General features: G+C 64.3%; 21 protein-coding genes. 8 read left to right on the plus strand and 13 right to left on the minus strand.

Annotation, left to right across the window (positions count from 1 at the left end):
• Positions 1 to 59: 59 nt before the first annotated feature.
• The 8 genes from BLR13_RS01630 to BLR13_RS01665 form a co-directional block, all read right to left on the minus strand.
• The gene (locus BLR13_RS01630) at positions 60 to 1,295 is read right to left on the minus strand and encodes an NAD(P)/FAD-dependent oxidoreductase (protein WP_074828309.1); all 1,236 of its coding nucleotides are present in this window, start codon (positions 1,293 to 1,295) and stop codon (positions 60 to 62) included.
• Positions 1,296 to 1,394: 99 nt separating this feature from the next.
• Complete coding sequence (locus BLR13_RS01635) at positions 1,395 to 2,312, minus strand: SDR family NAD(P)-dependent oxidoreductase (protein ID WP_074828306.1); 918 nt, start codon at positions 2,310 to 2,312, stop codon at positions 1,395 to 1,397.
• A gap of 132 nt (positions 2,313 to 2,444) precedes the next feature.
• Positions 2,445 to 2,924, minus strand: a complete 480-nt coding sequence (locus tag BLR13_RS01640; protein ID WP_074828303.1) for a MaoC family dehydratase — start codon at positions 2,922 to 2,924, stop codon at positions 2,445 to 2,447.
• A 3-nt stretch (positions 2,925 to 2,927) separates the two neighbouring features.
• A complete protein-coding gene (locus BLR13_RS01645; protein ID WP_074828301.1) occupies positions 2,928 to 4,661 on the minus strand; it encodes an AMP-binding protein in 1,734 nt (577 codons plus the stop codon).
• A 19-nt stretch (positions 4,662 to 4,680) separates the two neighbouring features.
• Complete coding sequence (gene mmsB, locus BLR13_RS01650) at positions 4,681 to 5,568, minus strand: 3-hydroxyisobutyrate dehydrogenase (protein WP_074828299.1); 888 nt, start codon at positions 5,566 to 5,568, stop codon at positions 4,681 to 4,683.
• 34 nt (positions 5,569 to 5,602) lie between these two features.
• Positions 5,603 to 6,685: an enoyl-CoA hydratase/isomerase family protein gene (locus BLR13_RS01655; protein ID WP_244525052.1), complete on the minus strand. Its 1,083-nt coding sequence runs from the start codon at positions 6,683 to 6,685 to the stop codon at positions 5,603 to 5,605.
• On the minus strand, positions 6,682 to 7,827 hold the full coding sequence (locus tag BLR13_RS01660; protein ID WP_074828297.1) for an isobutyryl-CoA dehydrogenase: 1,146 nt from the start codon (positions 7,825 to 7,827) through the stop codon (positions 6,682 to 6,684). Before BLR13_RS01660 ends, BLR13_RS01655 begins: the two co-directional genes overlap by 4 nt.
• Positions 7,828 to 7,835: 8 nt before the next feature.
• Positions 7,836 to 9,332: a CoA-acylating methylmalonate-semialdehyde dehydrogenase gene (locus BLR13_RS01665; protein WP_074828296.1), complete on the minus strand. Its 1,497-nt coding sequence runs from the start codon at positions 9,330 to 9,332 to the stop codon at positions 7,836 to 7,838.
• A gap of 100 nt (positions 9,333 to 9,432) precedes the next feature.
• Between BLR13_RS01665 and BLR13_RS01670 the strand changes: the two genes are divergently transcribed.
• Positions 9,433 to 10,362 carry a LysR family transcriptional regulator gene (locus BLR13_RS01670; protein WP_074828293.1) on the plus strand — a complete coding sequence of 310 codons (930 nt, stop codon included), beginning with the start codon at positions 9,433 to 9,435 and terminating at the stop codon, positions 10,360 to 10,362.
• A 120-nt stretch (positions 10,363 to 10,482) separates the two neighbouring features.
• Here BLR13_RS01670 and BLR13_RS01675 read toward each other — a convergent pair whose 3' ends face one another.
• The gene (locus BLR13_RS01675; protein WP_074828290.1) at positions 10,483 to 11,103 is read right to left on the minus strand and encodes a TetR/AcrR family transcriptional regulator; all 621 of its coding nucleotides are present in this window, start codon (positions 11,101 to 11,103) and stop codon (positions 10,483 to 10,485) included.
• A gap of 66 nt (positions 11,104 to 11,169) precedes the next feature.
• On the minus strand, positions 11,170 to 11,703 hold the full coding sequence (locus BLR13_RS01680; protein WP_074828287.1) for a PaaI family thioesterase: 534 nt from the start codon (positions 11,701 to 11,703) through the stop codon (positions 11,170 to 11,172).
• 140 nt (positions 11,704 to 11,843) lie between these two features.
• Here BLR13_RS01680 and BLR13_RS01685 point away from each other — a divergent pair, with 140 nt between their 5' ends.
• The 3 genes from BLR13_RS01685 to BLR13_RS01695 all read left to right on the plus strand — a co-directional run bounded on the left by BLR13_RS01685 (position 11,844) and on the right by BLR13_RS01695 (position 15,500).
• Positions 11,844 to 12,614, plus strand: a complete 771-nt coding sequence (locus BLR13_RS01685) for an enoyl-CoA hydratase (RefSeq protein WP_074828284.1) — start codon at positions 11,844 to 11,846, stop codon at positions 12,612 to 12,614.
• Positions 12,615 to 12,814: 200 nt separating this feature from the next.
• Positions 12,815 to 14,011, plus strand: coding sequence for an acetyl-CoA C-acyltransferase (locus BLR13_RS01690; protein ID WP_074828281.1), 1,197 nt, complete (start codon positions 12,815 to 12,817; stop codon positions 14,009 to 14,011).
• Positions 14,012 to 14,207: 196 nt separating this feature from the next.
• Entirely contained in the window at positions 14,208 to 15,500 is a 1,293-nt protein-coding gene (locus BLR13_RS01695) for an MFS transporter (protein ID WP_074828279.1), read from the plus strand.
• Between the two features lie 62 nt (positions 15,501 to 15,562).
• Here the strand turns inward: BLR13_RS01695 and BLR13_RS01700 are convergent, their stop codons facing one another.
• Both BLR13_RS01700 and BLR13_RS01705 read right to left on the minus strand, forming a co-directional pair.
• Positions 15,563 to 17,122, minus strand: a complete 1,560-nt coding sequence (locus tag BLR13_RS01700; protein WP_074828273.1) for an acyl-CoA carboxylase subunit beta — start codon at positions 17,120 to 17,122, stop codon at positions 15,563 to 15,565.
• Positions 17,052 to 18,035: an IclR family transcriptional regulator gene (locus BLR13_RS01705; RefSeq protein WP_074828272.1), complete on the minus strand. Its 984-nt coding sequence runs from the start codon at positions 18,033 to 18,035 to the stop codon at positions 17,052 to 17,054. Before BLR13_RS01705 ends, BLR13_RS01700 begins: the two co-directional genes overlap by 71 nt.
• 130 nt (positions 18,036 to 18,165) lie before the next feature.
• Between BLR13_RS01705 and BLR13_RS01710 the strand changes: the two genes are divergently transcribed.
• The 4 genes from BLR13_RS01710 (at position 18,166) to glsA (ending at position 23,706) form a co-directional block, all read left to right on the plus strand.
• Positions 18,166 to 18,387 (plus strand): acetyl-CoA carboxylase biotin carboxyl carrier protein subunit, encoded by a 222-nt coding sequence (locus BLR13_RS01710; protein ID WP_074828270.1) that lies wholly within the window; start codon positions 18,166 to 18,168, stop codon positions 18,385 to 18,387.
• 157 nt (positions 18,388 to 18,544) lie between these two features.
• Complete coding sequence (locus tag BLR13_RS01715) at positions 18,545 to 19,711, plus strand: TAXI family TRAP transporter solute-binding subunit (RefSeq protein WP_074828267.1); 1,167 nt, start codon at positions 18,545 to 18,547, stop codon at positions 19,709 to 19,711.
• Positions 19,712 to 19,767: 56 nt separating this feature from the next.
• Complete coding sequence (locus BLR13_RS01720; protein ID WP_091976315.1) at positions 19,768 to 21,837, plus strand: TRAP transporter permease; 2,070 nt, start codon at positions 19,768 to 19,770, stop codon at positions 21,835 to 21,837.
• A gap of 21 nt (positions 21,838 to 21,858) precedes the next feature.
• Entirely contained in the window at positions 21,859 to 23,706 is a 1,848-nt protein-coding gene (glsA, locus tag BLR13_RS01725; RefSeq protein ID WP_074828265.1) for a glutaminase A, read from the plus strand.
• 167 nt (positions 23,707 to 23,873) lie between these two features.
• Here glsA and BLR13_RS01730 read toward each other — a convergent pair whose 3' ends face one another.
• Positions 23,874 to 26,225 carry a Tex family protein gene (locus BLR13_RS01730; RefSeq protein ID WP_074828263.1) on the minus strand — a complete coding sequence of 784 codons (2,352 nt, stop codon included), beginning with the start codon at positions 26,223 to 26,225 and terminating at the stop codon, positions 23,874 to 23,876.
• Positions 26,226 to 26,385 lie beyond the last annotated feature (160 nt).

The raw sequence follows: 26,385 nt of genomic DNA on the forward strand, positions 1-26,385 counted from the left end.
AAGCAATCCATACTTTTCTTGGTTAGATGGATTGCTTCGCTACGCTCGCAATGACGTGGTTAGAGCTTTCGATTTAGCCAACTGAGAGCCCCCCTGCCCGCCGCCGCCCCCGTCGCAAACGACGCCTGCAAGAGATAGCCGCCGGTCGGGGCTTCCCAATCCAGCATCTCGCCGGCCGCGAAGATGCCGGGCAGACGGCGCAGCATGAAATCCGCATCGAGTTCGTCGAACGCGATCCCGCCCGAGGTCGAGATCGCGCGTGCGATCGGCGCGGTGCCGGAGAGCTCGACGGGAACGGCGTTGATCAGGCGAGCAAGATCGGCCGGCGACAGCGACGCTAACGAAACGCCGGAGGCCTTGGCCGCCTCCTGCAGCAATCCAATCGCAACCGGCGAGAGGCTCACAGCCTTACGCAGGAAATTGGACAGCGATTGTTTGCCCTTCGGCGCCGAAAGCTTCGCGATCAGATCGTTCGCTTCGAGGTCGGGCCGCAAAGCGATTTGCAGGGTTGCCCGCCCCGAGCTGTCGATCGCCTCGCGCAGATCGGCTGACAACGCGTAGATCGCGCCACCCTCGATGCCGGTGCGGGTAACGATGCATTCGCCGCGTATGGTGTTCTGACCCGATGTCAGCGCCACACCCTTCAGTGGCTGCCCCTCGAAGCGATCGCGAAAGATCTCCGACCAGGCGACGGTGAAGCCGGAATTGGCCGGCCGGAGCCTGGATATGTTGACGCCTTTGGCGGCGAGCGCTTCCACCCACGATCCATCCGATCCAAGCCGCGGCCAGCTTGCGCCGCCGAGTGCCAGCACGGTCGCACCGGCTTCGACATCGCGCGCTCCGTCCGGCGTTTGAAAACGGAGATGGCCATCTTCGTCCCAACCGGTCCAGCGATGACGCAGCATCAGCCGCACACCCAGCGAGTCCAGCCGCCGTAGCCATGCGCGCAGCAACGGCGATGCCTTGAAGGCCTTTGGAAACACCCGGCCGCTGGAGCCGATGAAGGTTTCCTGCCCCAGCGCTTCGCTCCAGTCGCGCAACGCGTTTGGCGGAAATGCGTCGATAGCAGCTTGAAGATGCGGCGCAGCCTCACGGTAGCGTGTGAGGAATTGCGGCAGCGGTTCGCTGTGCGTCAGGTTGAGCCCACCTCGCCCGGCCATCAGGAACTTGCGGCCGGCGGAAGGCATCGAATCGTAGACGGTGACGTTGGCGCCCCCTTGCGCCAGCACTTCGGCCGCCATCAGGCCGGCGGGGCCGGCGCCGATGATCGCGACGTTTTTGGAGGGCGGTGACATGGAAATAGGTCTACGTCATTCCGGGGCACGCGTCTTCGCGTGAACCCGGAATCTCGAGATTCCGGATTCGATGCTTCGCATCGCTCCGGAATGACGGGGTCAGAGCTTTATCCCCGCCCTCGCCGCGGCCTGCGCCACATACTTCTGCGTCTGCTCGAACGCGCCCTGCAGCGCTTTCGCCTTCGACGTGTCGCTGATCTCGGCGAAATGCGCCGCCACCGCATCCGGCGTCCAGTCGGACTGGGCGAGATTGACGCCTTCGGTCTCGATGATCTTGATCACCGCGAACGAGCCGGCGCCGGCACCCATGATGGTGCGGGTCGGCGCGTCCTCGCTCAGCAAAAATTCCACCGCCGGGGTAATCGCCTCCGGGCGCATCAGCGCCAGCGCCTGCGGCGGCAGCAACTCTTCCGTCATGCGGGTTGCGGCGGTCGGCGAGATGGTGTTGACGCGGATGTTGTTCTTGCGGCCTTCCTCGGCCAGCACGTTCATCAGGCCGACCATGCCGGCCTTGGCCGCCCCGTAATTGGCCTGGCCGAAATTGCCGAATAGGCCCGATGACGACGTCGTCAGCACGATACGGCCGTAATTGCGCTCGCGCATGCCGTCCCATACCGCCTTACAACAGTAGAACGTGCCGACGAGATGGACATCGAGCACCTTGGCGAAGTCGGCGACGTCCATTTTCGCAAACGACTTGTCGCGCAGGATACCAGCATTGGCGCACAACATATCGACGCTGCCCCACTCCTTGGTAACGCGCTCCACCATCGCGGTGACTTGTGCGAACTTCGAGACGTCGGCGCCGTCGGCCATCGCGGTGCCGCCGGCTTTCCGGATCTCCTCGACCACGGCCTCGGCCGGGCTCAGCGATCCGCCGGTGCCATCGCGCGCGCCGCCGAAATCGTTGACGACCACCTTGGCGCCGCGGCTGGCCAGCCCCAGCGCGTGCGCTCGTCCCAGACCATTGCCCGCGCCGGTTACGATAGCGACGCGTCCGTCAAACCTGATTGCCATGTTTATTTCCCGGATACTTGTCATGCCCGGGCTTGACCCGGGCATCCATCAAAACAAAGCGTTTTGAGCAGCGATGGATTGCCGGGTCAAGCCCGGCAATGACAGCGGCGGACGCGTTGCGCGATCCGCCCCTCACTCGAAATAGATCAGCCCGATCCAGTCGGCGACCAGCGCCGGCTTGTCCTCGCCCTCGATCTCGACGGTGACGTTGGTCCGCGACTGCAGCTCTTTCGGCTTGCGCAGCTTGGCTTCCGCGAGCGTAAACCGGCCGCGGACGCGCGAGCCGGCGCGCACCGGCGAGAGGAAGCGCAGCTTGTCGAAGCCGTAATTGACGCCCATCGCGGTGCCTTCGATGACCGGCATCACCTCGTAGGACATGACTGACATCAGCGACATCGTCAGAAAGCCGTGCGCGATGGTGTTGCCGAACGCGGTTTCCTTTTTGGCGCGCTCGGGATCGACATGGATGAACTGATGATCCTCGATCACGTCGGCATAGACGTTGATCCTGGCCTGATCGAGCAGATGCCACGACGACACCCCGATCTCCTTGCCGACCATGGCCTGATAGGCCTCAAACGAGACCGGCGGCTTCTTCCAGACTTCATTCATTCTCTAATTCTCCGACCCGGCCGTCCGCACCTTCTGCAGCTCCGGAAATTCCTCTTCACGGAACTCCTGCCCGCGTAGCGCATCATCACGGTTATTGTCATGTTCGAGCCGGCGCAACTGCACGCGGCGGATTTTTCCCGAAATCGTCTTCGGCAGTTCCGTCACCAGCTCGATCCGGCGGATGCGCTTGAACGGCGCCAGCCGCGTGTGCAGGTGCTGGAAGATCGATAGCGCGGTGGCCGGCGACCGCGCCACGCCTGACACCAGCAACACATAGGCCTTCGGGATCGCGAGCCGTATCGGATCCGGACTTGGAACGACAGCGGCCTCCGCAACCGCCTCATGTTCGAGCAGCACGCTCTCCAGTTCGAACGGACTGATGCGGTAGTCGGACGACTTGAACACGTCGTCGGAACGGCCGACAAAGGTAAGGTACCCCTCCTCGTCGGCAAACACCACGTCGCCGCTGCGGTAGAGATCGCCGTCGGCGCCGCTCAGTTTGCCGTCGTCGCCCTGATAGCCCTGCATCAAGCCCGCCGGCCGGTCGGCGCCAAGCAGCAGCGTCACCTCGCCTTCCCTGGTGAGGTGGCCGTCATTATCGGTGATCTGCACGCGGTAACCCGGCAGCGGCCGGCCCATCGAACCGACCTTGACCTTCTGGCCCGGCGAATTGCCGGCCAGTGCGGTGGTTTCGGTCTGGCCGTAACCGTCGCGGATCGTCAGCCCCCACGCCGCCTGCACCTGATCGATCACTTCGGGATTGAGCGGTTCGCCGGCGCCGCAGACTTCGCGCAACGACACCTTGAAATCCGCCAGCCGCTCCTGGATGAACAGCCGCCACACCGTCGGCGGCGCGCACAGCGTGGTAACGCCGCAACGGCCGACGGTCGCGAGCAGCGCCTTGGCATCGAAGCGCGGCTGATTGACCACGAACACGGTGGCTCCCGCATTCCACGGCGCAAAGAAACAGCTCCAGGCGTGCTTGGCCCAACCCGGCGAGGAAATGTTCAGGTGCACGTCGCCGGGCTGCAAGCCCAGCCAGAACATCGTCGACAGCCCGCCAACGGGATAACTGCGCTGGCTGTGCCGCACCAGTTTCGGTTTGGCCGTGGTGCCCGAGGTGAAATAGAGCAGCATCGGATCTTCGGCGTTGGTCGACCCGTCGGCTGCAAAGCTTTCCGACGCGCCCGATGCGTCCTCGAACGGCAGCCAGCCGTCATGCTTTGAGGATGCGTCGACCACGATGCGAATGAGTTTGTCGCCGCCGAGGCCGGCGAACTTCGCGACCTGGTCCTGCGAGGCCACCACCACCTTGGCGCGGCCGCGATCGAGCCGGTCGCGCAATTCGTCGGGCGTCAGCAGCGTCGTCGCGGGGATCACGACGACGCCGAGCTTCATCGCCGCCAGCATGGTCTCCCACAGCGGCACGACATTGCCGAGCAGCAGCAACAGGTGATCGCCGCGCTTCAGTCCCTGCGCGCGCAGGAAATTTGCCACCTGATTGGAACGGCGCGACAGCGCCGAGAACGACAGCCTGGTCTGCTTGTCGCTGCCGGCATCGACGATCCACAGCGCGGTGCGATCCCGGCTGTCGGCATTGCGGGCCAGTTCGGCATCGAACCAGTCCAGCGCCCAGTTGAACGGAACCGGATCGGGCCAGCGAAATCCCTTCACGGCCGCATCGTAATCGGTGCGGTGCTTGAGCAGAAACGCGCGCGCTTCCTGGAAGGTCGTCATCAGGTCTCCCTGTGGTTTCTTATTTCCCGGCGAGACTCCGAACGTGCTGGATAATCCCGGAAAAATCTACCCCGCCGTTTCCGGCGGCGTCGAACGCCTTATAGATTTCCTGGGCGTGCTTGCCCAGCGGCGTCACGGCGCCCGCGGCGTTGGCCGCATCCTGCGCCAAGGTCAGGTCCTTGACCATCAGGTTGGAGGCGAAGCCCGGCTTGTAGCCGTTGTTGGCGGGCGACGTCGGCACCGGGCCCGGCACCGGGCAATAGGAGGTCAGCGCCCAGCACTGCCCCGACGAGGTCGAGGCCACATCGAACAGGGCCTGATGTGACAGCCCTAGTTTTTCGGCGAGCGCAAAGGCTTCGCCGACCCCGATCATGGAGATTCCCAAAATCATGTTGTTACAGATCTTGGCCGCCTGCCCGGCACCGGCGCCGCCGCAATGCACGATCTTCTTGCCCATGTTTTCCAGCACGGGTTTAGCCGCCGCGAACGACTTGTCGTCGCCGCCGCACATGAAGGTCAGCGTCGCGCCCTTGGCGCCGCCGGTTCCGCCCGACACCGGCGCGTCGACCGAGAGCATGCCATGCTTGGCCGCCAGCACATGCGCCTGCTTGGCGCTTTCGACGTCGATAGTCGAGCAATCGATGATCAGCGTACCCTTGGCCATCGCCGGGATCACTTCGCCCCAGACCGACAGCACATGCTTGCCGGCCGGCAACATCGTAACGACGACATCGGCGCCCCTGACCGAGCCCACCGAGCTTTCGCCGATCGCAGCACCATCGGCCTTGGCTTGATCGCGTGAAGCGGCGACCAGATCGAACGCGGTCACCTTGTGGCCGGCCTTGACCAGATTGGCCGCCATCGGACCGCCCATGTTGCCGAGGCCAATGAATGCGATATGAGCCATCTCGAATCCTCCGCTTGGAACGTTTCTGTTTTGATCAGCTAAACTTGAGTTCGTCGTCGCCGATTTCGGCGAAGTATGGCGCCACCATGTCAGGCGTGACGTCTTCGATGCGTGGCGGCGACCATGTTGGGTTGCGGTCCTTGTCGATGACAGCGGCGCGCACGCCTTCGCGGAAATCGTCGCTGGCGAACACTTCCAGCGCGGCGCGATATTCCCGCACCAGGCATTCTTCCAGCGTGCGCGAGGTGCGCGCCAGCCGCAGCAGCTTCAGCGTCACCACCATGCCGCGCGGCGATTTCTCGTTCAGCGTCTTCAAGGTCGCCAGCGCCAGTTCAGAACCATCGCTGCGAAGCGCCGCGACGATATCTTCCATCCGGTCGTGCGCGAACCAGCCGTCGATTTTTGCCTGCATCGCCGCCACCGGGCCGGCGGTGGCGCCGGTCGCAAAGCCGTCGATCAGGGCGGTGATATCAGCTGCCGTGACCCCGGCGCGAACTTTGGTCAGCGCCTCGCGCAATTCGGGCAGTTTGGCCGAAGGCACCACCGCATCGGCAAAGCGCGCATGGATCGCATCGGGGCCGTTCATGGTCGTGCCGGTCAATCCGAAGTAGGTGCCGATCTCTCCCGGTGAATGCGACAGCAGCCAGGTTCCGCCGACATCGGGAAAAAAGCCGAGACCGACTTCGGGCATGGCGAGCTTGGTCTTCTCGGTCACGACGCGATGGCTTGAGTGCGCCGATAGACCGACGCCGCCGCCCATCACGATGCCGTCCATGAAGGACACGTAGGGCTTTGGGAATTTCTTGATGCGGGCGTTGAGGATGTATTCCTCGCGCCACAGGATCTTGCCGAGATCGCCCTTGACCTTCGAGCTCTCCCAGAGCGCGCGGATGTCGCCGCCGGCGCATAGGCCGCGTTCGCCGGCACCTTCCAGCAGGATCACGCTGACCGCGGGATCGGCCTCGAACGCATCGAGCGCCTTGTCGATGTCGCGAAACATCTCCAGCGTCACGGCATTGATCGCCTTCGGCCGGTTGAGACGAATGACGCCGCAGGCGCCTTCGCGCCGCGCGATCAGATCGCCTTCCATGGGCGCAACGGTGGCGGTCGCCGTCATCGGGCGCCCTCGATCAACTTGCGCGAAACGATCAGCCGCATGATTTCGTTGGTTCCTTCCAGGATCTGATGCACGCGCAGATCGCGCACGATCTTCTCGATGCCGTATTCGCTGAGGTAGCCGTAACCGCCGTGAAGCTGCAGCGCCTGGTTGGCGACCTCGAAGCCGACGTCGGTGCCGAAGCGTTTGGCCATCGCGCACAGCATGGTCGCGTCCGCATCCTTGCGGTCGAGGGCTGCCGCCGCGCGCCACACAAATGTCCGCGCCGCTTCCAGCTCGGTCGCCATGTCGGCGAGACGGAACTGCAGCGCCTGGAATTCGTCGAGCCGCTTGCCGAACGCCTTGCGCTCCTTCATGTAGGCCAGCGATTTTTCCAGCGCGCATTGCGCGCCGCCGAGCGAGCACGCGGCGATGTTGATGCGGCCGCCGTCGAGGCCGGCCATCGCGATCTTGAAGCCGATGCCCTCCTCGCCGAGGCGATTTTCGACGGGTACGCGGGCATTCTCGAAAATCACGGCGCGGGTCGGCTGCGCGTTCCAGCCCATCTTGCGTTCGTTGGCGCCGAGCGAGACGCCGGGCGTATCCGCCGGGACTACCAAGGTCGAGATGCCGCCGGGGCCGTCGGCGCCGGTCCGCACCATCACGACATAGAGGTCGCCGCCACCGGCGCCGGAGATGAACTGCTTCTGGCCGTTGAGCACGTAGTGATCGCCGTCGCGCACCGCGCGGCTGCGCAGCGCCGCCGCATCCGAGCCGGAGCCCGGCTCGGTCAGGCAATAGCTCGCCAGATACTCCATGGTGCAGAGCTTTGGCAGCCACTTCTGGCGCTGGGTGTCATTGCCGAAGGCGTCGATCATCCACGATGCCATGTTGTGGATCGAGATGAACGCCGACACCGTCGGACAGCCCTGCGCCAGCGCCTCGAAGATCAGCGCGGCGTCGAACCGCGTCATCCCCGAGCCGCCGACGTCGTCGCGGATATAGATGCCGCCCATGCCGAGCTTGGCGGCTTCCCGCATCACGTCGACGGGGAAATGCTTCTCCTCGTCCCAGCGCAGCGCATGCGGCGCGATTTTTTCCGCGGCGAATTCCCGCGCCATATCGCGAACCGCAACCTGGTCCTCGTTGAGAGCGAACATCACGTTGACGACTAGTTCATCGTCGGGATCGAGAACTCCGCGCCTTCCTTGACGCCGGACGGCCAGCGCGAGGTGATGGTCTTGGTCTTGGTGTAGAAGCGGATCGAATCCGGGCCGTGCTGGTTGAGATCGCCGAAGCCCGACTTCTTCCAGCCGCCGAAGGTGTAATACGCAATCGGCACCGGGATCGGCACGTTGATGCCGACCATGCCGACATTGACCTTGGCGGCGAAATCGCGCGCGGCGTCGCCGTCGCGGGTGAAGATCGCAACGCCGTTGCCATAGTCGTGGTCCGACGGCAGCGCCAGCGCTTCATTGTAATCGTGGGCGCGCACCACCGAGAGCACGGGCCCAAAAATCTCTTCCTTGTAGATCCGCATGTCCTTGGTGACGTTGTCGAACAGGCAGCCGCCCATGTAGAAGCCGTTCTCGTAGCCCTGCATCTTGAAGCCGCGGCCGTCGACCGCGAGCGTGGCGCCTTCCTTGATGCCGATGTCGACATAGTTCCTGACGCGGTTGAGCGCCTCCTTCGTCACCAGCGGGCCGTAATCAGCGGACGGATCGATCGAGGTGCCGATCTTCAAGGACTCGACGCGCGGGATCAGCTTTTCCATCAGCCGGTCGGCGGTGGTCTTGCCGACGGGCACCGCGACCGAGATCGCCATGCAGCGTTCGCCGGCCGAGCCGTAGCCGGCGCCGATCAGCGCGTCCACGGTCTGGTCCATGTCGGCATCCGGCATGATGACGGCGTGGTTCTTGGCGCCGCCAAAACACTGCGCACGTTTGCCGGTCGCGGCGGCGCGCTCATAGATGTATTGCGCGATCGGCGAGGAACCGACGAAGCCGACCGCCTTGATATCGGGATCGTCGAGGATGGCGTCGACCGCTTCCTTGTCGCCGTTGACGACGTTGAGGATGCCGGGCGGCAGGCCCGCCTCGATCATCAGCGCGGCCAGCATCATCGGCACACCGGGATCGCGCTCGCTGGGCTTGAGGATGAACGCGTTGCCGCAGGCGATTGCGGGCGCGAATTTCCACATCGGGATCATCGCCGGGAAATTGAACGGGGTGATGCCGGCGACGACGCCGAGCGGTTGCCGCATCGAATAGATGTCGATGCCGGGGCCGGCGCCTTCGGTGTATTCGCCTTTCATCAAATGCGGGATGCCGCAAGCGAACTCGACCACTTCGAGGCCGCGCTGGATGTCGCCCTTGGCGTCGGGAACGGTCTTGCCGTGTTCGCGCGCCAGGCAATCGGCGAGCTTGTCGTAGTCGCGCTGCGCCAGTTCGAGGAACCTCATCATGACGCGGGCGCGGCGCTGCGGATTGGTGTTGGCCCACTCGACCTGCGCCGCCTTGGCGTTCTCGACCGCGGCGCGAAGCTCGGCCTTCGACGCCAGCGCCACCTTGGCCTGAACGTCGCCGGTCATCGGTTCGAAAACGTCGGCCGTGCGGCCCGACGTGCCCTTAACTTCCTTGCCGCCGATGAAATGCCCGATGGAACGCATGAAATCCTCCCTGGAATCCGATTGGATCGCTTTAGCGACCCTTTTTGACCCGCATTTCTTAGGATACAAGTCCGATAAATTGCACCATAGATGTGCGGAAATGCTGGATCAAGGCGGCAAGACCCAAGGCACTAATACCCTCGACTGGGACGACTTCCGTTTCGTGCTCGCCATCGTGCGCGGCGGATCGGTCTCGGCTGCCGCAAAACAGCTCGGGGTCGATCATGCCACAGTGATCCGGCGTGTCGACCGGCTGGAACGGCATCTCTCGGCAAAACTGTTTGATCGGCGCAAGACCGGCTATCTCCTGACCGAAGCCGGCCAGCGCGTCGCGGACAGCGCGGAAGCAATGGAATCGACCATCGTTGCCAACCAGGAGGCGGTCGGCGGCTCGCGCGCGCATCTGACCGGCACGGTCCGGATTGGCGCTCCCGACGGTTTTGGCAGCCACTTCCTGGCCTCGCGGCTGCTGAAATTCACCGAACGGTATCCCGATCTCGATCTTCAACTGGTCGCGACCGCACGGCTGTTCAGCCTCTCGAAGCGCGAGGCCGATATTGCGATCAGCCTGACCATGCCGAAGGAAGGCCGGATCGTCGGGCGCAAGCTGCTCGATTACAGCCTCGGGCTCTATGCCGCCCCCGCCTATCTCGACCGCGCGCCCGCGATCAAAAGCCGGAGCGACCTGCCCGGGCATCGCTTCGTCGGCTATATCGACGAACTGCTGTTCACGCCGGAACTGGACTACCTGCCGCAGGTCTCGCCGAAGATCTCCGCCAAGTTCCGCAGCGCCAACCTGATCGCACAGCTCAACGCCACCATCGCGGGCTTCGGCATCGCGGTGCTGCCGCACTTCATGGCGACGGCGCATCCCGAACTGCGGCCGGTGCTGCCGGATGAGATCACGATCTCGCGCACGTTCTGGCTCTTGATGCACGCCGACAGCAAGGATCTGGCCCGCATTCGTGCGGTCGCGGATTACATCTACGAGACGGTGGAAGCCGAACGGGCGCTGTTCAGCGGCAAGTAGGGTGGGCAAAGGCGCGCTTGCGCCGTGCCCACCATCTCTTCACGGCTTGAATGGTGGGCACGCGGAGCCTGTCATCGGGCGCGCATTCGCGCGACCCGGTGGCTTTGCCCACCCTACGGATCAATGCGCCTTCGCGCGCGCCTTCTTCGCCACCGGCTTGGCAGAGGCTGCGCGGTCTAGCACCGCTTCGCGTCCCGACGTCAAAATCTCGTCGGAAAACTCGCCTGTGCCTGCAATGCGCGACAGCACCAGCGTGCCCATCATGGTGGCCAGTGCCGCCATCGCCTGCTTGCGCGCGGTCTTGCGCGGCACGTCGAGAATCTGATCGGCCATCATGTCGATCATCTGTTCCAGCTTGCCGGCAAAGGCCTTGCGCGTCTTCGGGCTCTCGCGCGCGATCTCGGCGCCGAGCGTCGGCACCGCGCAGCCATGGCCGGGGTCGTCGCGGTGAACGGTTGTCAGATAGCTCTCGACGATGGTGGCGAGACGCTTTTCCGGCGGCGTCTGTTCGGCGACCTTGCGCCAGCGCTCGTTGGCGCGGTCCATCGCATAGGTAAAGGCCTCGATCACCAGCGCCTCGCGCGAGTCGAAATGCGCGTAGAAGCCGCCATGGGTCAGGCCGGCCTCCTTCATCAGGTCGGCGACGCCGATGCCATGCGCGCCCTTTTCGCGAAGCCGCACCGAGGCCTTCTTCACGATCCGGGCGTGGGTCTCCTGCTTGTGCTCTTTCGAATAGCGCATCGGCCGTCCTATTGGATGTTTCCAGTCATATAATAACAGTTGCGAGCCGAAAAAGCTGCATTTATTTCACTTTTCCACCCCACCGATCATGGAAAAGGTTGCGGTTGCGTGCACCGCAAGATTCCCGGAACCGTCGCGGACGAAGCCTTCGGTGTAGCTGGTCTGGCGGCCGAGCTTGATCACCTTGCCTTCGGCCGAGATGGTGCCCGAACGTACCGACAATGGCCGCAGATAGGTCAGCTTGAGGTCGAGCGTAACCGCACCTTGCCCCGCCGGCAGCATGGTCGAGATCGCACAACCCATGGTGGTATCCAGCAGCGCCGCCGCGGTCGCCCCGTGCAACAGTCCGATGGTATTTTCCAAGCTCTCATGCGGCTCGAGTTCCATCACGATCCGGCCCGGTTCGGCGACGCGCATCTGGAAATCCACCAACCGGGCCATCGGCGGCGGCGGGAGCAGGCCGTCGCGGATCGCGCACATCGCCTCCAGGCCCGACATTCCGGCTGCAGCCTTCGCCACCGGTCCCGGCGCCTGCCAGTCCACTATCCGCTCCCGGCGCTTGTCGGGCGAGAACAGATCGGCTGAAACGGTTGCAGTCATGATGGCTCCTTTTAAATGACGATCATAATATTACACGCGCGACGGCGCCTCGCAACACCGGCATCCCACCCTCCCTTGACAAGGCGGCGCAATGTCCGGGAAGTGGCACCAACCGTCCCAACAAAGTCAGAGAAAACCAGATGGAAGTGCTCAATCCCCATTGCGGCGTCCACCGCGACGCCAGAGGCGTCGTTCGCCTGACGATTTGCAACGCCGGCTCGCTCAACATTCTCTCCTCCGCCGTCACCAATGGCGTGCGTGAAGGGTTCGAGAAGCTCGCCAAGGACCCCGATATCCGTGCCGTGATCCTGGCCGGCCAGAGCGAAAAGAGCATGATCGGCGGCGCCGACATCAAGGAAATGGCGAAGCTCGACCAGAAATCCGCCGAAGCCTTCATCACCCAGCTGCGCGATCTCTGCGAAGCCGTGCGCAAGTTCCCCGCGCCAGTGATCGCCCGCCTGCCCGGCTGGTGCCTCGGCGGTGGGTTGGAAGTCGCCGCCGCCTGCGATTTCCGGATCGCGGCGCACGACGCCATGTTCGGGATGCCGGAAGTACGTGTCGGCATCCCCTCGGTGATCCACGCCGCCCTGCTGCCGCGGCTGATCGGCTGGGGCCGCGCCCGCTGGCTGGTGATGACGGCGGAAAATATCGACGCGCCGACCGCGCTCGCCTGGGGGCTGGTCGACAAGGTCGCGCCGCAAGGCGGCCTCGATGCCGCGGTCGAGCACACGGTCAAGGCGCTGCTCGAATGCGGCCCGCAGGCGCTGCGATCGCAGAAGGCGCTGCTGCGGCAATGGGAAGAGCTGCCGCTGACGGAATCTGTCAATCTGAGCGTCGGCGTGTTCGGGCAATCCTACCTGACCGGCGAGCCGCAGCGGCTGATGCAGGGATTTTTGGACCGCAAGCGGTGACGGTTGTCATGCCTACGAAGGCGGGCATCCAGTAACCACCGGCGATTGCTGGATCATCCGCTTTCGCGGATGATGACAGTGCCGATCGCTTCGCCGGCCTGCCCATCTCACAACAATTTATGCGGATGGTCCCGTTGCAATTTTTGCAGCGCATCATATGATGATTATAATCTAATTCTCATGCCTCCGGGAGATTCACCATGACCACCACTTCCGATCCCGTCGTCATCCTTTCCGCCGCCCGCACGCCTTTGGGCCGCTTCATGGGCGATCTCGCGCCGCTCAGCGCCCACAAGCTCGGTTCCCACGTCATTGGTGCCGCACTGGAGCGGGCCAAACTGGCCCCCGAGCGGATCGACGAGGTCTTTATGGGCAACGTGCTGCCGGCCGGACAGGGCCAGGCGCCGGCCCGACAGGCGGCGCGCGGCGCCAAATTGCCGGATGCCACCGGCGCCACCACCATCAACAAGGTCTGCGGCTCCGGCATGAAGGCGACGATGCTGGCCCACGACATCATCAACGCGGGTTCTGCCAACATCGTGGTGTCCGGCGGCATGGAGAGCATGTCGAATGCGCCCTATCTGCTGGCGAAGGCGCGATCGGGCTACCGCGCCGGTCACGATCGCATCATCGACCACATGATGATGGACGGGCTGGAGGACGCCTATGAGACTGGCCGCTCGATGGGCGATTTCGGCGAAGCCACCGCGGAGGCCTATCAGTTCACCCGTGCGGACCAGGACGCCTATGCGATGGAAACGCTGACCCGGGCGCGCAAGGCGGTCGAGGGCGGGGCGTTCCGGGCCGAGATCGTGCCGATCACGCTCACCGAAAAGGCCGGGCCGCGCATCATCGCCAATGACGAGCATCCGCTGAAGGTCGACCCCGCCAAGATTCCGGGGTTGAAGGCGGCGTTCCGGGCTAACGGCACGATTACGCCGGCCGCGTCCTCCGCCAATGCCGACGGCGCCGCCGCGCTGATCCTCGCAAAACGCTCGCTGGTCGATCGCGAGGGCCTGCCGGCATTGGCCGCAATCAAGGGCCACGCCACCCACAGCCAGGAACCTCAGTGGTTCACCACCGCGCCGATCCCGGCGATCCGCAAGCTGCTCGACAAGGTCGGCTGGAACGTCGGCGACGTCGATCTGTTCGAGATCAACGAGGCCTTCGCCGTGGTGGCGATGGCGGCGCAGAAGGATCTCGGCATTCCCAGGGAGAAGCTGAACGTCAATGGCGGCGCCTGTGCGCTCGGCCACCCCATCGGCGCCACCGGTGCCCGCCTGATCGTGACACTGCTGCATGCGCTGGAAGCACAGAACCTGAAGCGCGGCGTCGCCGCGCTCTGTATCGGCGGTGGCGAGGCGACCGCGATTGCGGTTGAGCGGATCGTACACTGACTGCGGAATGTCCTGAAATGAGGGAAGTATGGCATTTCAGCCGTACTTCCCTTGCGCCATACTGTGCCGCTCAGGCCAAATCAGCAAGAACTCCCAAGAAAATCACAAGCAAACCTTGAAGATGCGTCCCGGGAAAGCTGCCAGGAAGCTGACAGCAAGGCTCCCGGATAAAACCAGCGAACCCCACTGAGGCTCAATGATCTCGAACTGGCTGTCAGCCGCCCTCGCCCGCCGCAATATCCATTACGGCTGGGCGATGGTGGCCGTGACCTTCCTCACCGCCCTGATCACCGCGGGCACCGTCGGCGCGCCCGGCGTGTTCATCGTGCCGCTGCAGAAGGAATTCGGCTGGAGCACCGCGGAGATTTCCTCGGCGCTGTCGATCCGCTTCATCCTGTTCGGCCTGATGGCGCCGTTCGCCGCGGCGTTGCTGAACCGCTACGGCCTGCGCAACGTCACGCTGTCGGCGTTGCTGGTCGTGGTCTCCGGCCTCGTCGCCTCGCTGGCGATGACCAAGGTCTGGCACCTGATGCTGCTGTGGGGGGTGGTGATTGGTATCGGCACCGGCATGACCGCTTTGGTGCTGGGCGCCACGATCGCCGCGCGCTGGTTCGTGGCGCGGCGTGGCCTTGTGGTCGGCATTCTCACCGCCAGCGTCGCGACCGGGCAACTGGCGTTCCTGCCGCTGCTGGCGACACTCACCGATCATTATGGCTGGCGGATTGCACTCGGACTGGTCTGCGTCATGCTGGGCGTGGCGGCATTCGCCGTGCTCATGATCATGCGCGACCGGCCGAGCGATCTCGGCCTGCGGCCGTTTGGCGATGAAGGCACCGAGCCACTGCCGGCGCCACCGCCCAACAACGCACCGATCGTGGCGGCGGCCCTCGGCACGCTGCGCGATGCTTCGAAGTCGAGCGTGTTCTGGGTCCTGTTTGCGACGTTCTTCATTTGCGGCGCCAGCACCAACGGCCTGATCCAGGTCCATCTGATTCCGATGTGCCTCGACTACGGGATTCCGCAGGTGCAGGCGGCGAGCCTGCTCGCCGCGATGGGCATCTTCGATTTCTTCGGCACCATCGTCTCGGGCTGGCTGTCGGATCGCTACGACAACCGCTATCTGCTGTTCTGGTATTACGGCCTGCGCGGACTTTCGCTGCTGTTCCTGCCCTTCACCGATTTCTCGTTCTACGGACTGTCGGTGTTCGCGATGTTCTACGGTCTGGACTGGATCGCCACGGTGCCGCCGACGGTGCGGCTCACCGCACAGCGGTTCGGGCCCGAACGCGCCAACATGGTGTTCGGCTGGATTTTTGCGGGCCACCAGTTGGGCGCAGGCACTGCGGCCTTCGGCGCCGGGCTGTCGCGAACGCTGCTTGCGAGCTACGTGCCGGCCTTCTTCGTGGCCGGCGCGCTCTGCATCGTCGCCTCGCTGCTGGTGGTTACGGTTTCCCGGCCGGCGCCGGCGCCGGCGCCGAAACCGGCGTGAGGTAGCGAGTGAGTGGCGAATAGCGAATAGGGCACTTTCTACTCGCTACTCGCCATTCGCCTCTACGGCCGGATCGTCATGCTGGTCGAAGGCCCCGCCGTGCGGATCGGCTCGGCGAGCCGCGCGAATTCGCACAGCAGCGAGCGCGTCTTGCGGGGATCGATCACTTCCTCGACCCAGAATTTTTCGGCCGAGCGGAACGGCGAACGCAGCTTGTTGAGGCGATCCTCGATCTCCTTCAGCTTCAGTGCGGGATCGCCGGCGGCGTCGATGTCGGCGCGATAGGCGGCCTCGATGCCGCCTTCCAGCGGCAGCGAGCCCCAATAGGCGGACGGCCACGCATAGCGCATCGAATAGCGGTTGGCCGGCTGGTGCACGACGCCGGCGACGCCAAAGGCGTTGCGCACGATGATGGTGCACCAGGGAACGGTGCTCTGGTTGACGGCGGCCATCGCCCGCACGCCATGGCGGATGGTCGCCGACTTCTCGGCCTCGAGCCCGATCATGAAGCCCGGGCAATCCATCAGATAGACGACCGGCAGATGGAAGGTTTCAGCGAAGTCGACCCAGCGGATCACCTTGTCGCAGGCGTCCGCCGTCCACGAGCCGCCGTAATGAAAGGGATCGCTGGCGAGCACCATCACCGCGCGGCCTTCAAGGCGCGCAAGCCCGGTGATCACCGGACGGCCGAAATTGGCGTTGACCTCGAAGAACGAGCCCTTGTCGACGACAGCGTCGATGATCGGGCGCATCTTGTAGACTTGGCGGCGGTTGCGCGGCACCGCCTTCATCAGCGATTCCTCCGCCCGTTCCGGATCGTCGCTGCACGGCGTGGTCGGCGGCAGGTCGAACACCGAGGATGGGAGGTAGGACAGGAATCGCCGCGCGCGCACGAACGCCTCCTCCTCGGTGTCGACGGCATCGTCAACGCCGCCGGCACGGGTCTGGATATCGGCGCCGCCGAGTTCCTGTTTCGTCAAATCCTGACCGAGGCGCTTCACCACCGGCGGACCCGCGACGAACATCGCCGAGCTCCGGGTCATGATCGAGTAATGACTGGCCGCCAGCCGTGCGGCGCCAAGGCCCGCGACCGAACCGAGGCCAAGACCGACCACCGGCACCCGCGCCATGTTCGCCGTCGTGAACCAGTACGCCCGCGTGCCGCCGACGCCGCCCGGCAGATTGGCCGCCCCCCGGGTTTCGATGGTCTTGACCGAACCGCCGCCGCCGGAACCTTCGATCACGCGGATCATCGGCAGGCGGAAATCATGTGCCATCTCCTCGGCCATCAGCGGCTTCGTCGAGATCGAGGCATCGGCCGAGCCGCCGCGCACGGTGAAGTCGTCGCCGACCACGACCACGGTGCGGCCGTCGATCTTGCCGCGGCCGAACACGCAGTTCGCCGGTGTCAGATGCTTGAGTTCGTTGTTTTCGTCGTATTCGCCGACGCCGGAGACCGCGCCGACCTCGTGGAAGCTTTTTGGATCGACCAGTTTGTCGATGCGCTCGCGAACGGTGAGCCGGCCCTGGTCATGCTGACGCTTGACCTTGTCAACGCCTCCCATCTCGCGCGCGAACGCTTCGCGCCGGGCGAGGTCGTCGAGTTCCGGCTTCCAGTTCATTCGTCTCCTCCGTTTTTATGATTTTATTGTTGTTGATCTTATGGGTCGGCACCGGAAGCGGCTTTCGTTCCAGCCGGCTCGAGAAGATGTCGCCGTCGGCGCCTTCGAGCAGGCCGCCGATCGCAGCCGCCAGTTCGCGCATCGGCGGCGCCACTTCGCGGTGCAGCCGCTTCTCGTCGAACATCGCGGAGAGAAGCCCGATCGTCGCCACCACATAGGTCTGGTATTGCGGCGACCACAGCGGCACCGCGAGCCCGTTGATGTGCGGGCTCCACAGGCCGCAAGCCACGACATAGCCGTGTTCGCGCAAGTGACGGCGGTTGTCCTCGATGCGCGGCTTCAACAGCTTGGCGCTTTCCGGGATCTCGCGCTCCATCTCCGCGATCAAGGCATCGCCGACGTCGATATCGAGTGCGGCGGTATAGGCATGGCCCGCCGCCGTGCTCGCCATCGCGATGCGGCTACCGGTGGTCTCGTGCAGGCCGAGCGCGTTCGCCGCGCGCGCGAATTCGAGATAGACCAGATGAAAGCGATCGGGGATGACGAAGCCGACCGTGCCCGGCAATTGCTCGGCGACATCCTGCAGCCGCAGCCGGATCAGGTTGCGAAGCTGCAGCCCCTTCATCATAGAGGTGCTCATCGCCACCGCGCTCGGTCCGATGCGATATTTCTGGTCGCGCGGCAGATAGACGAGTTGCCCCATCCGCGTCAGCGTGTGCGTCAGCCGCGACACCGTCGAGCGCGGCAGGCCGCAGCGATTGGAAATTTCGAGATTGCCGAGCCGGGCTTCATGACCCTCGAAGCAGCGCAGGACATCGAAGGCCCGCGATACCACCTGAATCACGTCGCCCTCGCCTGCCAGATCGCTGGCGAGCATTCCCTGTTTGCTGAGCCGTTCCGAGCGTCTTCCCATCGATGGCCTCATTCCGTCGAGCGGAATAAAATTCCACTTGCGGATCAAGCTACCTCAGGCAATCTGCCGCCACAAACAAAAAGCCGTTCACAAGGACGAAAAGTCCATCAGACGGTCCCGGGAGATTGGAATGCCAGATATCAAGATCGTCACCGAAGTGGCCGGCCGCGTCTGCGCGCTTGCGGTCGAGAACGGCGCAAGCATCGGTGACGGCGACGAGATTGCCTTCGTCGAAGCCATGAAGATGGAAATCCCGGTCACCTCGACGGCCGCAGGAAAAATCAAGGCAATTTTGGTCAAACTCGACGACGTCATCGCCGAAGGACAGGTCGTCGCGATCATCGACGCCTAGAACTTCACCACCCTACTTATGACGCGCGACAATCTGTCCGGTGGTGGATCGGCTGCAATTGCGGCTTTGAAACTGTGCGGACGTTGTCATCGCCATCCTGCGATGACATGATCGCGGCAATCAAAAGTTTCGTCTGACGAAACAATTAGGGGGAAACATGATCGGTCGGCTGATGAACTTCGCACCTGCCGCGTTGGCAGGCATCTCGCTCGTGGCATCCGCCGCGGCACTGGCCGACGACGTCAAGCTGCCGCCCACGATGGCGGTCACCGCCTACGACACCGGCACCGCCGGCTTCAACATCGCGGTCGGCGTCGGCAAGATGATGAAGGACAAATATTCGACCGACGTTCGCGTGCTGCCCGCCGGCAACGACGTGGCGCGGCTGGCGCCGCTGCGGGCCAAGCGTGCGGCGATGTCGGCGATGGGATCGGGCAGCTATTTCGCGCAGGAAGGCGTGTTCGAATTCGGCGCCAAGGAATGGGGCCCGCAATCGCTGCAGTTGCTGCTGTCCTCGGTCGACTGCAATACCGGCACCCTCGGCGTCGCTGCGGATGCCGGCGTCAAGGAAGTCAAGGATCTCCGCGGCAAGCGGGTCGGCTTCGTCGTCGGCTCGCCGGCGCTGAACCAGAACTCGCTGGCCATTCTCGCCTTCGCCGGCCTCAAGCAGACCGACGTCAAGATCGTCGAGTTCGCCAGCTACGGCGCGATGTGGAAGGGCCTGATCAACAACGATACCGACGCCGCCTTCGGCACCACCATCACCGGGCCCGCCAAGGAAGCCGAAACCTCGCCGCGCGGGCTGGTGTGGCCGCCGCTTCCCGCCGGCGACAAGGCCGGATGGGAGCGGGTCAAGAAGGTCGGCTCCTTCTTCTTCCCGCAGGTGGCGACCTGTGGCGCCGGTATCTCTCCGGACAAGCCGATCGAGTCGGCGAACTACCCCTACCCGGTCTTCGTCACCTATGCCGCGCAGCCGGCCGAACTCGTCTATGCCATCACCAAGGCGATGATCGTGAACTATGACGCCTACAAGGATTCCGCGCCCGGCGCGGGCGGCCTTGCGGCCAACCGCCAGACCAAGAACTGGGTAGTCCCGGTGCATCCCGGTGCCGTGAAGGCGCTGAAGGAAGCCGGCCAATGGACCGCCGAGCAGGAGGCCCACAACAATGGCCTGCTGAAGCGCCAGGACGTGCTGGCAGCGGCATGGGCCGAGTACGGCAAGGGCAGCCCGGCGTCGGACGACAAGGCGTTTCTCGACGGATGGATGACCGCGCGCGCGGCAGCCCTTGCCAAAGCCAATATGCCGAACGGCTTCGAACAATAACCGCCGTTTTCGCTCGCGCGGAAAATCGAAGGCGAACACGATTCTGCTGGGGGTAAATGATGTCTGCGTCCGATAGTGCGGCGGCTACGACGAAGCGAATCGAGTTCGAGGATCCGCACGCGGGCATCGGCAATCTGCAGGAAGCCGAAGTCACGCGGGTGCGGGTCTTGCAGGGTGGTTGGCGCTGGGCACTGGTGGTCGCGACCGCGGCCACCATCCTGCTCTGCATCAACCAGCAATTCTCGCTGCGGTTCTTCGTCGACTATACCCAGCTCAACACCGAATATTTCTATCTGCTGATCGCGCTGATGCTGCCCTTCACGTTCCTGATCTTTCCGGGAACCGAGACCGCGCCGCTCGACCGCATCCCCTGGTACGATCTGTTGCTGTTCGTGGCGACCTTTGCCGCCTCGATCTGGCTGATGCTGAACGTTCGCAAGGCTGCCCAGTTCGGCTGGGAATCCGATGGCGCGCCGCAGAACGTGATCGCGGCGGGCCTGGTGATGTGGTTCGTGCTGATGGAGGCGCTGCGCCGCACCGGCGGCTGGAGCCTGCTGTTGAGCGTGCTCCCCTTCACCGTCTATCCGTTGTTCGCCGAAGCCAGCTGGCTCGGTCCGTTCCGCGGCTCGCAGCTCACCTTGGACCAGACCACGGCCTATCACGTGCTGTCGGGCGAAAGCCTGCTCGGCATTCCGATCCAGGCCTTCGCCGATACCGTGATCGGCTTCCTGGTGTTCGGCACCGCGCTGATGATGACGGGCGCCGGCAAGTTCTTCATCAACATCGCCTTTGCGATGTGCGGGACCTTCCGCGGCGGCGCGGCAAAAGTCTGCATCTTTGCCTCCGGCCTGCTCGGCATGATGTCCGGCTCGATCATCTCGAACGTGCTGACCGCGGGCACCATGACGATTCCCGTCATGAAGAAGAGCGGCTTTCGCGCCTCCTATGCCGGCGCCATCGAGGCCTGCGCATCGACCGGCGCGGTGCTGGCACCACCGGTGATGGGCGCGACCGCGTTCGTGATCGCCCAGTTCCTCAATGTCAGCTATGCCGACGTCGCCATCGCCGCGATCATTCCGGCCGCCCTGTATTATGTCGGCCTGTTCATGCAGGTGGATTCCTACGCCGCGCGCCATGGCCTGAAAGGCATTCCGCGCAGCGAACTGCCGAAGATCTGGGACACCATCAAGGCCGGCTGGTACTACGTCTTCGTCATCGCGCTTTTGGTGGTGATGCTGCTCTACTTCAAGCGCGAGAGCCACGCGCCGTTCTACGCCACCGCGTTGCTGCTGGTGCTGAACCAGTTGTTCTCCAAGGACACCCGCTGGACGCTTTCGACCATCAGCAAGTTTCTCGAGGTCAACGGGCGCACCTTCGTCGAACTGGTCGGCATTCTCGCCGGCTGCGGCCTCCTGATCGGCGCGTTCTCGATGACCGGCGTGGTCTCGAGCCTCGCCAACGACCTGCTCGCGATCGCCGGCGACAACGCCTTCCTGCTGCTTGGCATGTGCGCCTTCACCAGCCTGATCCTCGGGCTCGGGCTGACCACGACGGCCTGCTATATCTTCCTCGCCATTCTGGTGGCGCCGGCGCTGGAGAAGCTCGGCCTCAACCGCATGGCCGTCCACATGTTCATCTTCTATTGGGGCATGCTGTCGTCGATCACGCCGCCGGTTGCGATCGCCTCGTTCGCCGCCGCCGGCATCGCCGGGTCGCCTGCGATGAAAACGGGATGGGAATCGATGTGGGTCGGCAGCATCATCTACTTCATCCCGTTCTTCTTCGTGCTCAATCCTGCTCTGGTGCTGCAGGGTGACAACCCCTATCTCGAAGGCCTCGGCCTGATGGGGCTGGCCGCCTTCGGCACGCTGTTCATCTGCGGCGGTATCCAGGGCTATCAGGCCTTTGTCGGCGACCTCCGCGGCGCCGGCGCGCTGGAATGGCCGTTGCGGGTATTGCTGGTGATCGGCGGCTTTGTGGTGGCGACGCCCGGCGGCGGTATCATGCCGCTGTCGCAGATCCAGGTCACGTCACTGGGACTCGCCATCCTCGTTCCCACCGTGTTGATCGCGCTGCTGCTGGTCCGCCGCCAATCTCTGGTGGCGAACCAGTTGCGCGTTCCGTGATTGCGTTGCAAAACGGGGGCGATGAAAGTATCGCCCACCGGTGCTGCGGCCTGGACCAGCTCGAAACCGCCTTTGCTGCGGTTTCTGAACGCGTGTCACGCGGATTTCGCGGCAGAGACCGGCGGCGCCGTCGCCGATTACATCCCTGAACTCGGCAAGGCCGACCCTGCCCATTTTGGCATCAGCCTCGCCACCCTCGACGGCCACGTCTACGAGGTCGGCGACACCCAGATTCCCTTCACCATCCAGTCGATGTCAAAGCCGTTCGTGTTCGCGCTGGCGCTGGACACGCTGGGCGCCGCCCGCGTCGAAAGCGCGATCGGCGTCGAGCCGTCGGGCGACCCCTTCAACTCGATCCGCCTCAACGCCGAGAACCACCCCTTCAATGCGATGGTCAATGCCGGCGCGATCGCCTGCACCGGGCTGATCCACGAGACCAAGGGCGACGGCGCGTTCGAATACATCCGCCAGGCACTCGGGCGATTCGCCGGACGCGACCTCGACGTCGATGACGCCGTTTACGCCTCCGAGAGCGCCACCGGCGACCGCAACCGGGCGATCGGCTATCTCCTGCGCACCAACGCCGTCATCAAGGACAATGTCACGTCGGTGCTGGAGGCCTATTTCCGGCAATGCGCGGTGCTGGTGACCGCGCGCGATATCGCCGTGATGGCGGCGACTCTGGCCAATCGCGGCGTCAACCCGGTGACCGGCGAACAGGTGATGACGCCGTACGCGATTTCGCGGACGCTGTCGGTGATGACGTCATCGGGCATGTACGACTATGCCGGCGAATGGATCTACCGCGTCGGCATTCCCGCCAAGAGCGGCGTCGGCGGCGGTATCCTGGCGGCATTGCCCGCCCGGCTCGGGCTCGGCAGCTATTCGCCGAAGCTGGACAAGCACGGCAACAGCGTGCGCGGCATCAAGGTCTGCGAAGCGCTGTCGTCGCATTATAACCTGCACATGCTCAACCGCAGCGACGACGCCCGCAACAGCATCATCGCCGACTACAACATGGGCAAGAGCCCGTCGCGGCGCAGCCGCCGCCCGCACGAACAGAACATCCTCTCCGCGCATCACCAGGACGTGCTGGTCTATGAACTGGTCGGCGCACTTTCGCTCTCCAGCGTCGATTATGTCTCGCGCGCGCTGGCGGCCAAGCCGCGTCCGCAATTCGTGATTTTCGACCTGCGCCGCGTCGCCTCGGTCACCCCCGCCGGCGCCCGGCTGTTCGCCGAGGAATTCCGCGAGCTCGCGGCCTACCATGTCACCGTGATCCTGTCCGGCATCAAGCGCGCTTCGCCGGAATGGAAGATGATCGCGGAATGGACCGAAGGTCTCACCAACATCCGCAACTACTTCTTGCTCGATGCGGCGATCGAATGGGCCGAGGATCAGGTGGTGTATCGCCATGGCGGCGCGATCGATTTTTTCGAAGCGACGGAACTGTCCGAGCAATCGCTGCTGGATGGGTTGACCGACGAGGAACTGACCGACCTCGCTTCGCTGGCTTCGATCAGGAAATATCAGGCTGCCGAGAAGATCATCACGACCGGCGATGACGCCGGTTCGCTGTTCTTCCTCAGAAGCGGCGTGGTTCACGTCACCCTGCCCGACGGCATCCGGCTGGCGACGCTGACGGCGGGAATGCCGTTCGGCGAGATGGCGCTGTTGGAACCGCGCCGCTCCGCCGACGTGGTCACCGATATGTCCGCCACCGCCTATGAAATTCCGCTGCGCGATTTCGAACGCTTCCGAAAGCAGCACCCCCGCGCCGGCGAGCGCATCATGCGCAACCTCGCGCAACTGCTGGCCGATCGCCTGATCCTCGCCAACGCCAAGGTGAACCTGCTGACGTCGAGCTAGGACCGGCCGACTCGACAGCGGCCACATGGTTCGAGACGCACGGCGTTGCCGTGCTCCTCACCATGAGGATTTGAGACCTCATCTCAGGAATAAGCGCCCTTGCGCTTATTCCGAAGGAGCATCGCACAGCGATGCGTCTCGAAGGATGAGAGCCACCGAATCCACCTCTAGGCGCCAGTTTTACCCCGCCCGTTTTTCTCGGCCGCGCGGCGCAGCGCTTCGGCGAGTGCGCCACCGCCCGACGCCTCCTGCGGCTTGCGCGGTGCCGACGACGTCATCGACGCCTTGGAAAACTCGCGTTGCCGGTCTGCTGCCGCCGGCTTGGCGCCCTTGGCGCCGATCTCGTCATCCAGCCGCAGCGTCAGCGCGATGCGCTTGCGGGCGACCTCGATCTCCAGCACCTTGACCTTGACGATGTCGCCCGGCTTCACCACCTCGCGCGGATCCTTGATGAAGGTTTTTGACATCGCCGAGACGTGCACCAATCCGTCCTGATGCACCCCGATATCCACGAACGCGCCGAACGCCGCGACGTTGGTAACGGTCCCTTCGAGGATCATGCCGCGCTTGAGATCCTTGATCTCCTCGACGCCTTCCTTGAACACCGCGGCTTTGAAGGCCGGGCGCGGGTCGCGGCCCGGCTTTTCCAGTTCGCGCAGGATGTCGGTCACGGTCGGCAGGCCGAAGGTGTCGTCGACGAAGGCCTGCGGCTTCAACTGCCGCACGATCTCGGCATTGCCGATCAGCGCCTTGATGTCGCTCTTGGTCGCCTCGAGAATCCGCCGCACCACCGGATAGGCCTCCGGGTGCACGCCGGACGTATCGAGCGGGTCCTCGCCATCGTTGATCCGCAGGAACCCTGCGCACTGTTCAAAGGCCTTCGGCCCGAGCCGCGGCACTTCCTTCAGCGCCTTTCGCGACTTGAACGGACCGTTGGCGTCACGATGCTGCACGATGCTCTGCGCCAGGCCGAGACCGATGCCCGACACCCGCGCCAGGAGCGGCGCCGACGCCGTATTGGCATCGACGCCGACCGCGTTGACGCAGTCCTCGACCACGGCGTCGAGCGAACGCGCCAGCTTGGTTTCGCCGAGGTCATGCTGATACTGCCCGACGCCGATCGCCTTGGGATCGATCTTGACCAGCTCGGCCAGCGGATCCTGCAGCCGCCGCGCGATCGACACCGCACCGCGCACGGTCACGTCGAGTTCAGGCAGTTCTTCCGACGCGAAGGCCGAGGCCGAATAGACCGAAGCTCCGGCTTCCGACACCACGATCTTCGACATTTTCAGGTCGGGCAACAGCTTGACCAGTTCGGTGGCGAGCTTGTCGGTCTCGCGTGACGCCGTGCCGTTGCCGATCGCGATCAGGTCGACGCGGTGGGCGACCGCAAGCCTGCCCAGCGTCGCCAGCGCTTCGTCCCACCTCTTTTGCGGTTCGTGCGGATAGATCGCCGTGGTCGCCACCACCTTGCCGGTCGCATCGACTACCGCAACCTTGACGCCGGAGCGATAGCCGGGATCGAGCCCCATGGTGACGCGTGCGCCGGCGGGTGCCGCCAGCAGCAGGTCGCGCAGGTTGGAGGCAAACACGCGAACGCCTTCGGTCTCCGCGGTCGTCCACAGCCGCATCCGCAGGTCGATGTTGAGATGCACCTGGATCTTGGTGCGCCACGCCCAGCGCGCGGTGTCGATCAGCCAGCGGTCGCCCGGGCGGCCCTGATCGGTAATGGCAAAGCGCTGCATGATCTTCAGTTCATACGGACTCGGCGGGCTGGCGCCGGTCACCGGCGGCTGAGCATCCGGCATAATCTGCAGCTCGAGAATTTCCTCCTTCTCGCCGCGGAACATCGCGAGGATGCGGTGCGACGGCAATTTGCTCAGCGACTGGGAGAATTCGAAATAGTCCTTGAACTTCTCGCCCTCGGTCTTCTTGCCCTTGCGCACCGTCGAGGCCATCAGCCCGTCCGACCACATCTGCTCGCGCAAGCGCCCGATCAGATCGGCATCTTCGGCAAAGCGTTCCACCAGGATGGCGCGGGCGCCTTCGAGCGCCGCGGCCACGTCGGCGACCTGTTTCTCGGCGTCGACGAAACCGGCGGCCACGACCTGCGGGTCGTTTTGCGGCTGCGTCAGCAGCATCTCGGACAACGGTTCCAGGCCGGCTTCCCTGGCGATCTCGGCCTTGGTGCGGCGCTTCGGCTTGAACGGCAGATAGATGTCTTCCAGCCGCCCCTTGCTGTCGGCGGCCATGATCGCCGCTTCCAGCGCGGCGTCCAGCTTGCCCTGTTCGCGGACCGAATTGAGGATCGCGACCCGGCGCTCCTCGAGTTCACGCAAATAGGTCAGCCGCTCTTCCAGCGTACGCAGTTGCGCGTCATCGAGACCGCCGGTGATTTCCTTGCGGTAGCGGGCCACGAACGGGACCGTGGCGCCGCCGTCGAGCAGTTCCACCGTCGCGTTGATCTGCTGCTCGCGTACGCCGAGTTCTTCCGCGATCTGTCGATTGATATTTGCCACGCAAACTCTTTCCTGAACCGTCGCCGCAGGTGAATCGCCCGCCGCCGGATGCCGCTTATGGACCATCGCCGATTATTTCATCAAGGCGTCACACCAAACAAATTGATCTGTGGATGGACCTGGGCAGCGAATTGGCGGGCAATAACAACAGGCTGGCATG

The sequence above is a fragment of the Bradyrhizobium ottawaense genome (assembly GCF_900099825.1).
Lineage (GTDB): Bacteria > Pseudomonadota > Alphaproteobacteria > Rhizobiales > Xanthobacteraceae > Bradyrhizobium > Bradyrhizobium ottawaense_A.

What these genes read in the sequence shown, in the direction of transcription:
- mmsB (WP_074828299.1), bottom strand. Translation starts at nt 5,568, where the DNA reads ATGGCTCATATCGCATTCATTGGCCTCGGCAACATGGGCGGTCCGATG.
- BLR13_RS01710 (WP_074828270.1), top strand. Translation starts at nt 18,166, where the DNA reads ATGCCAGATATCAAGATCGTCACCGAAGTGGCCGGCCGCGTCTGCGCG.
- BLR13_RS01680 (WP_074828287.1), bottom strand. Translation starts at nt 11,703, where the DNA reads ATGACTGCAACCGTTTCAGCCGATCTGTTCTCGCCCGACAAGCGCCGG.
- BLR13_RS01695 (WP_074828279.1), top strand. Translation starts at nt 14,208, where the DNA reads ATGATCTCGAACTGGCTGTCAGCCGCCCTCGCCCGCCGCAATATCCAT.
- BLR13_RS01720 (WP_091976315.1), top strand. Translation starts at nt 19,768, where the DNA reads ATGATGTCTGCGTCCGATAGTGCGGCGGCTACGACGAAGCGAATCGAG.
- BLR13_RS01640 (WP_074828303.1), bottom strand. Translation starts at nt 2,924, where the DNA reads ATGAATGAAGTCTGGAAGAAGCCGCCGGTCTCGTTTGAGGCCTATCAG.
- BLR13_RS01700 (WP_074828273.1), bottom strand. Translation starts at nt 17,122, where the DNA reads ATGAACTGGAAGCCGGAACTCGACGACCTCGCCCGGCGCGAAGCGTTC.
- BLR13_RS01670 (WP_074828293.1), top strand. Translation starts at nt 9,433, where the DNA reads ATGCTGGATCAAGGCGGCAAGACCCAAGGCACTAATACCCTCGACTGG.
- glsA (WP_074828265.1), top strand. Translation starts at nt 21,859, where the DNA reads ATGAAAGTATCGCCCACCGGTGCTGCGGCCTGGACCAGCTCGAAACCG.
- BLR13_RS01675 (WP_074828290.1), bottom strand. Translation starts at nt 11,103, where the DNA reads ATGCGCTATTCGAAAGAGCACAAGCAGGAGACCCACGCCCGGATCGTG.
- BLR13_RS01665 (WP_074828296.1), bottom strand. Translation starts at nt 9,332, where the DNA reads ATGCGTTCCATCGGGCATTTCATCGGCGGCAAGGAAGTTAAGGGCACG.
- BLR13_RS01685 (WP_074828284.1), top strand. Translation starts at nt 11,844, where the DNA reads ATGGAAGTGCTCAATCCCCATTGCGGCGTCCACCGCGACGCCAGAGGC.
- BLR13_RS01690 (WP_074828281.1), top strand. Translation starts at nt 12,815, where the DNA reads ATGACCACCACTTCCGATCCCGTCGTCATCCTTTCCGCCGCCCGCACG.
- BLR13_RS01645 (WP_074828301.1), bottom strand. Translation starts at nt 4,661, where the DNA reads ATGACGACCTTCCAGGAAGCGCGCGCGTTTCTGCTCAAGCACCGCACC.
- BLR13_RS01635 (WP_074828306.1), bottom strand. Translation starts at nt 2,312, where the DNA reads ATGGCAATCAGGTTTGACGGACGCGTCGCTATCGTAACCGGCGCGGGC.
- BLR13_RS01715 (WP_074828267.1), top strand. Translation starts at nt 18,545, where the DNA reads ATGATCGGTCGGCTGATGAACTTCGCACCTGCCGCGTTGGCAGGCATC.
- BLR13_RS01655 (WP_244525052.1), bottom strand. Translation starts at nt 6,685, where the DNA reads ATGACGGCGACCGCCACCGTTGCGCCCATGGAAGGCGATCTGATCGCG.
- BLR13_RS01630 (WP_074828309.1), bottom strand. Translation starts at nt 1,295, where the DNA reads ATGTCACCGCCCTCCAAAAACGTCGCGATCATCGGCGCCGGCCCCGCC.
- BLR13_RS01705 (WP_074828272.1), bottom strand. Translation starts at nt 18,035, where the DNA reads ATGGGAAGACGCTCGGAACGGCTCAGCAAACAGGGAATGCTCGCCAGC.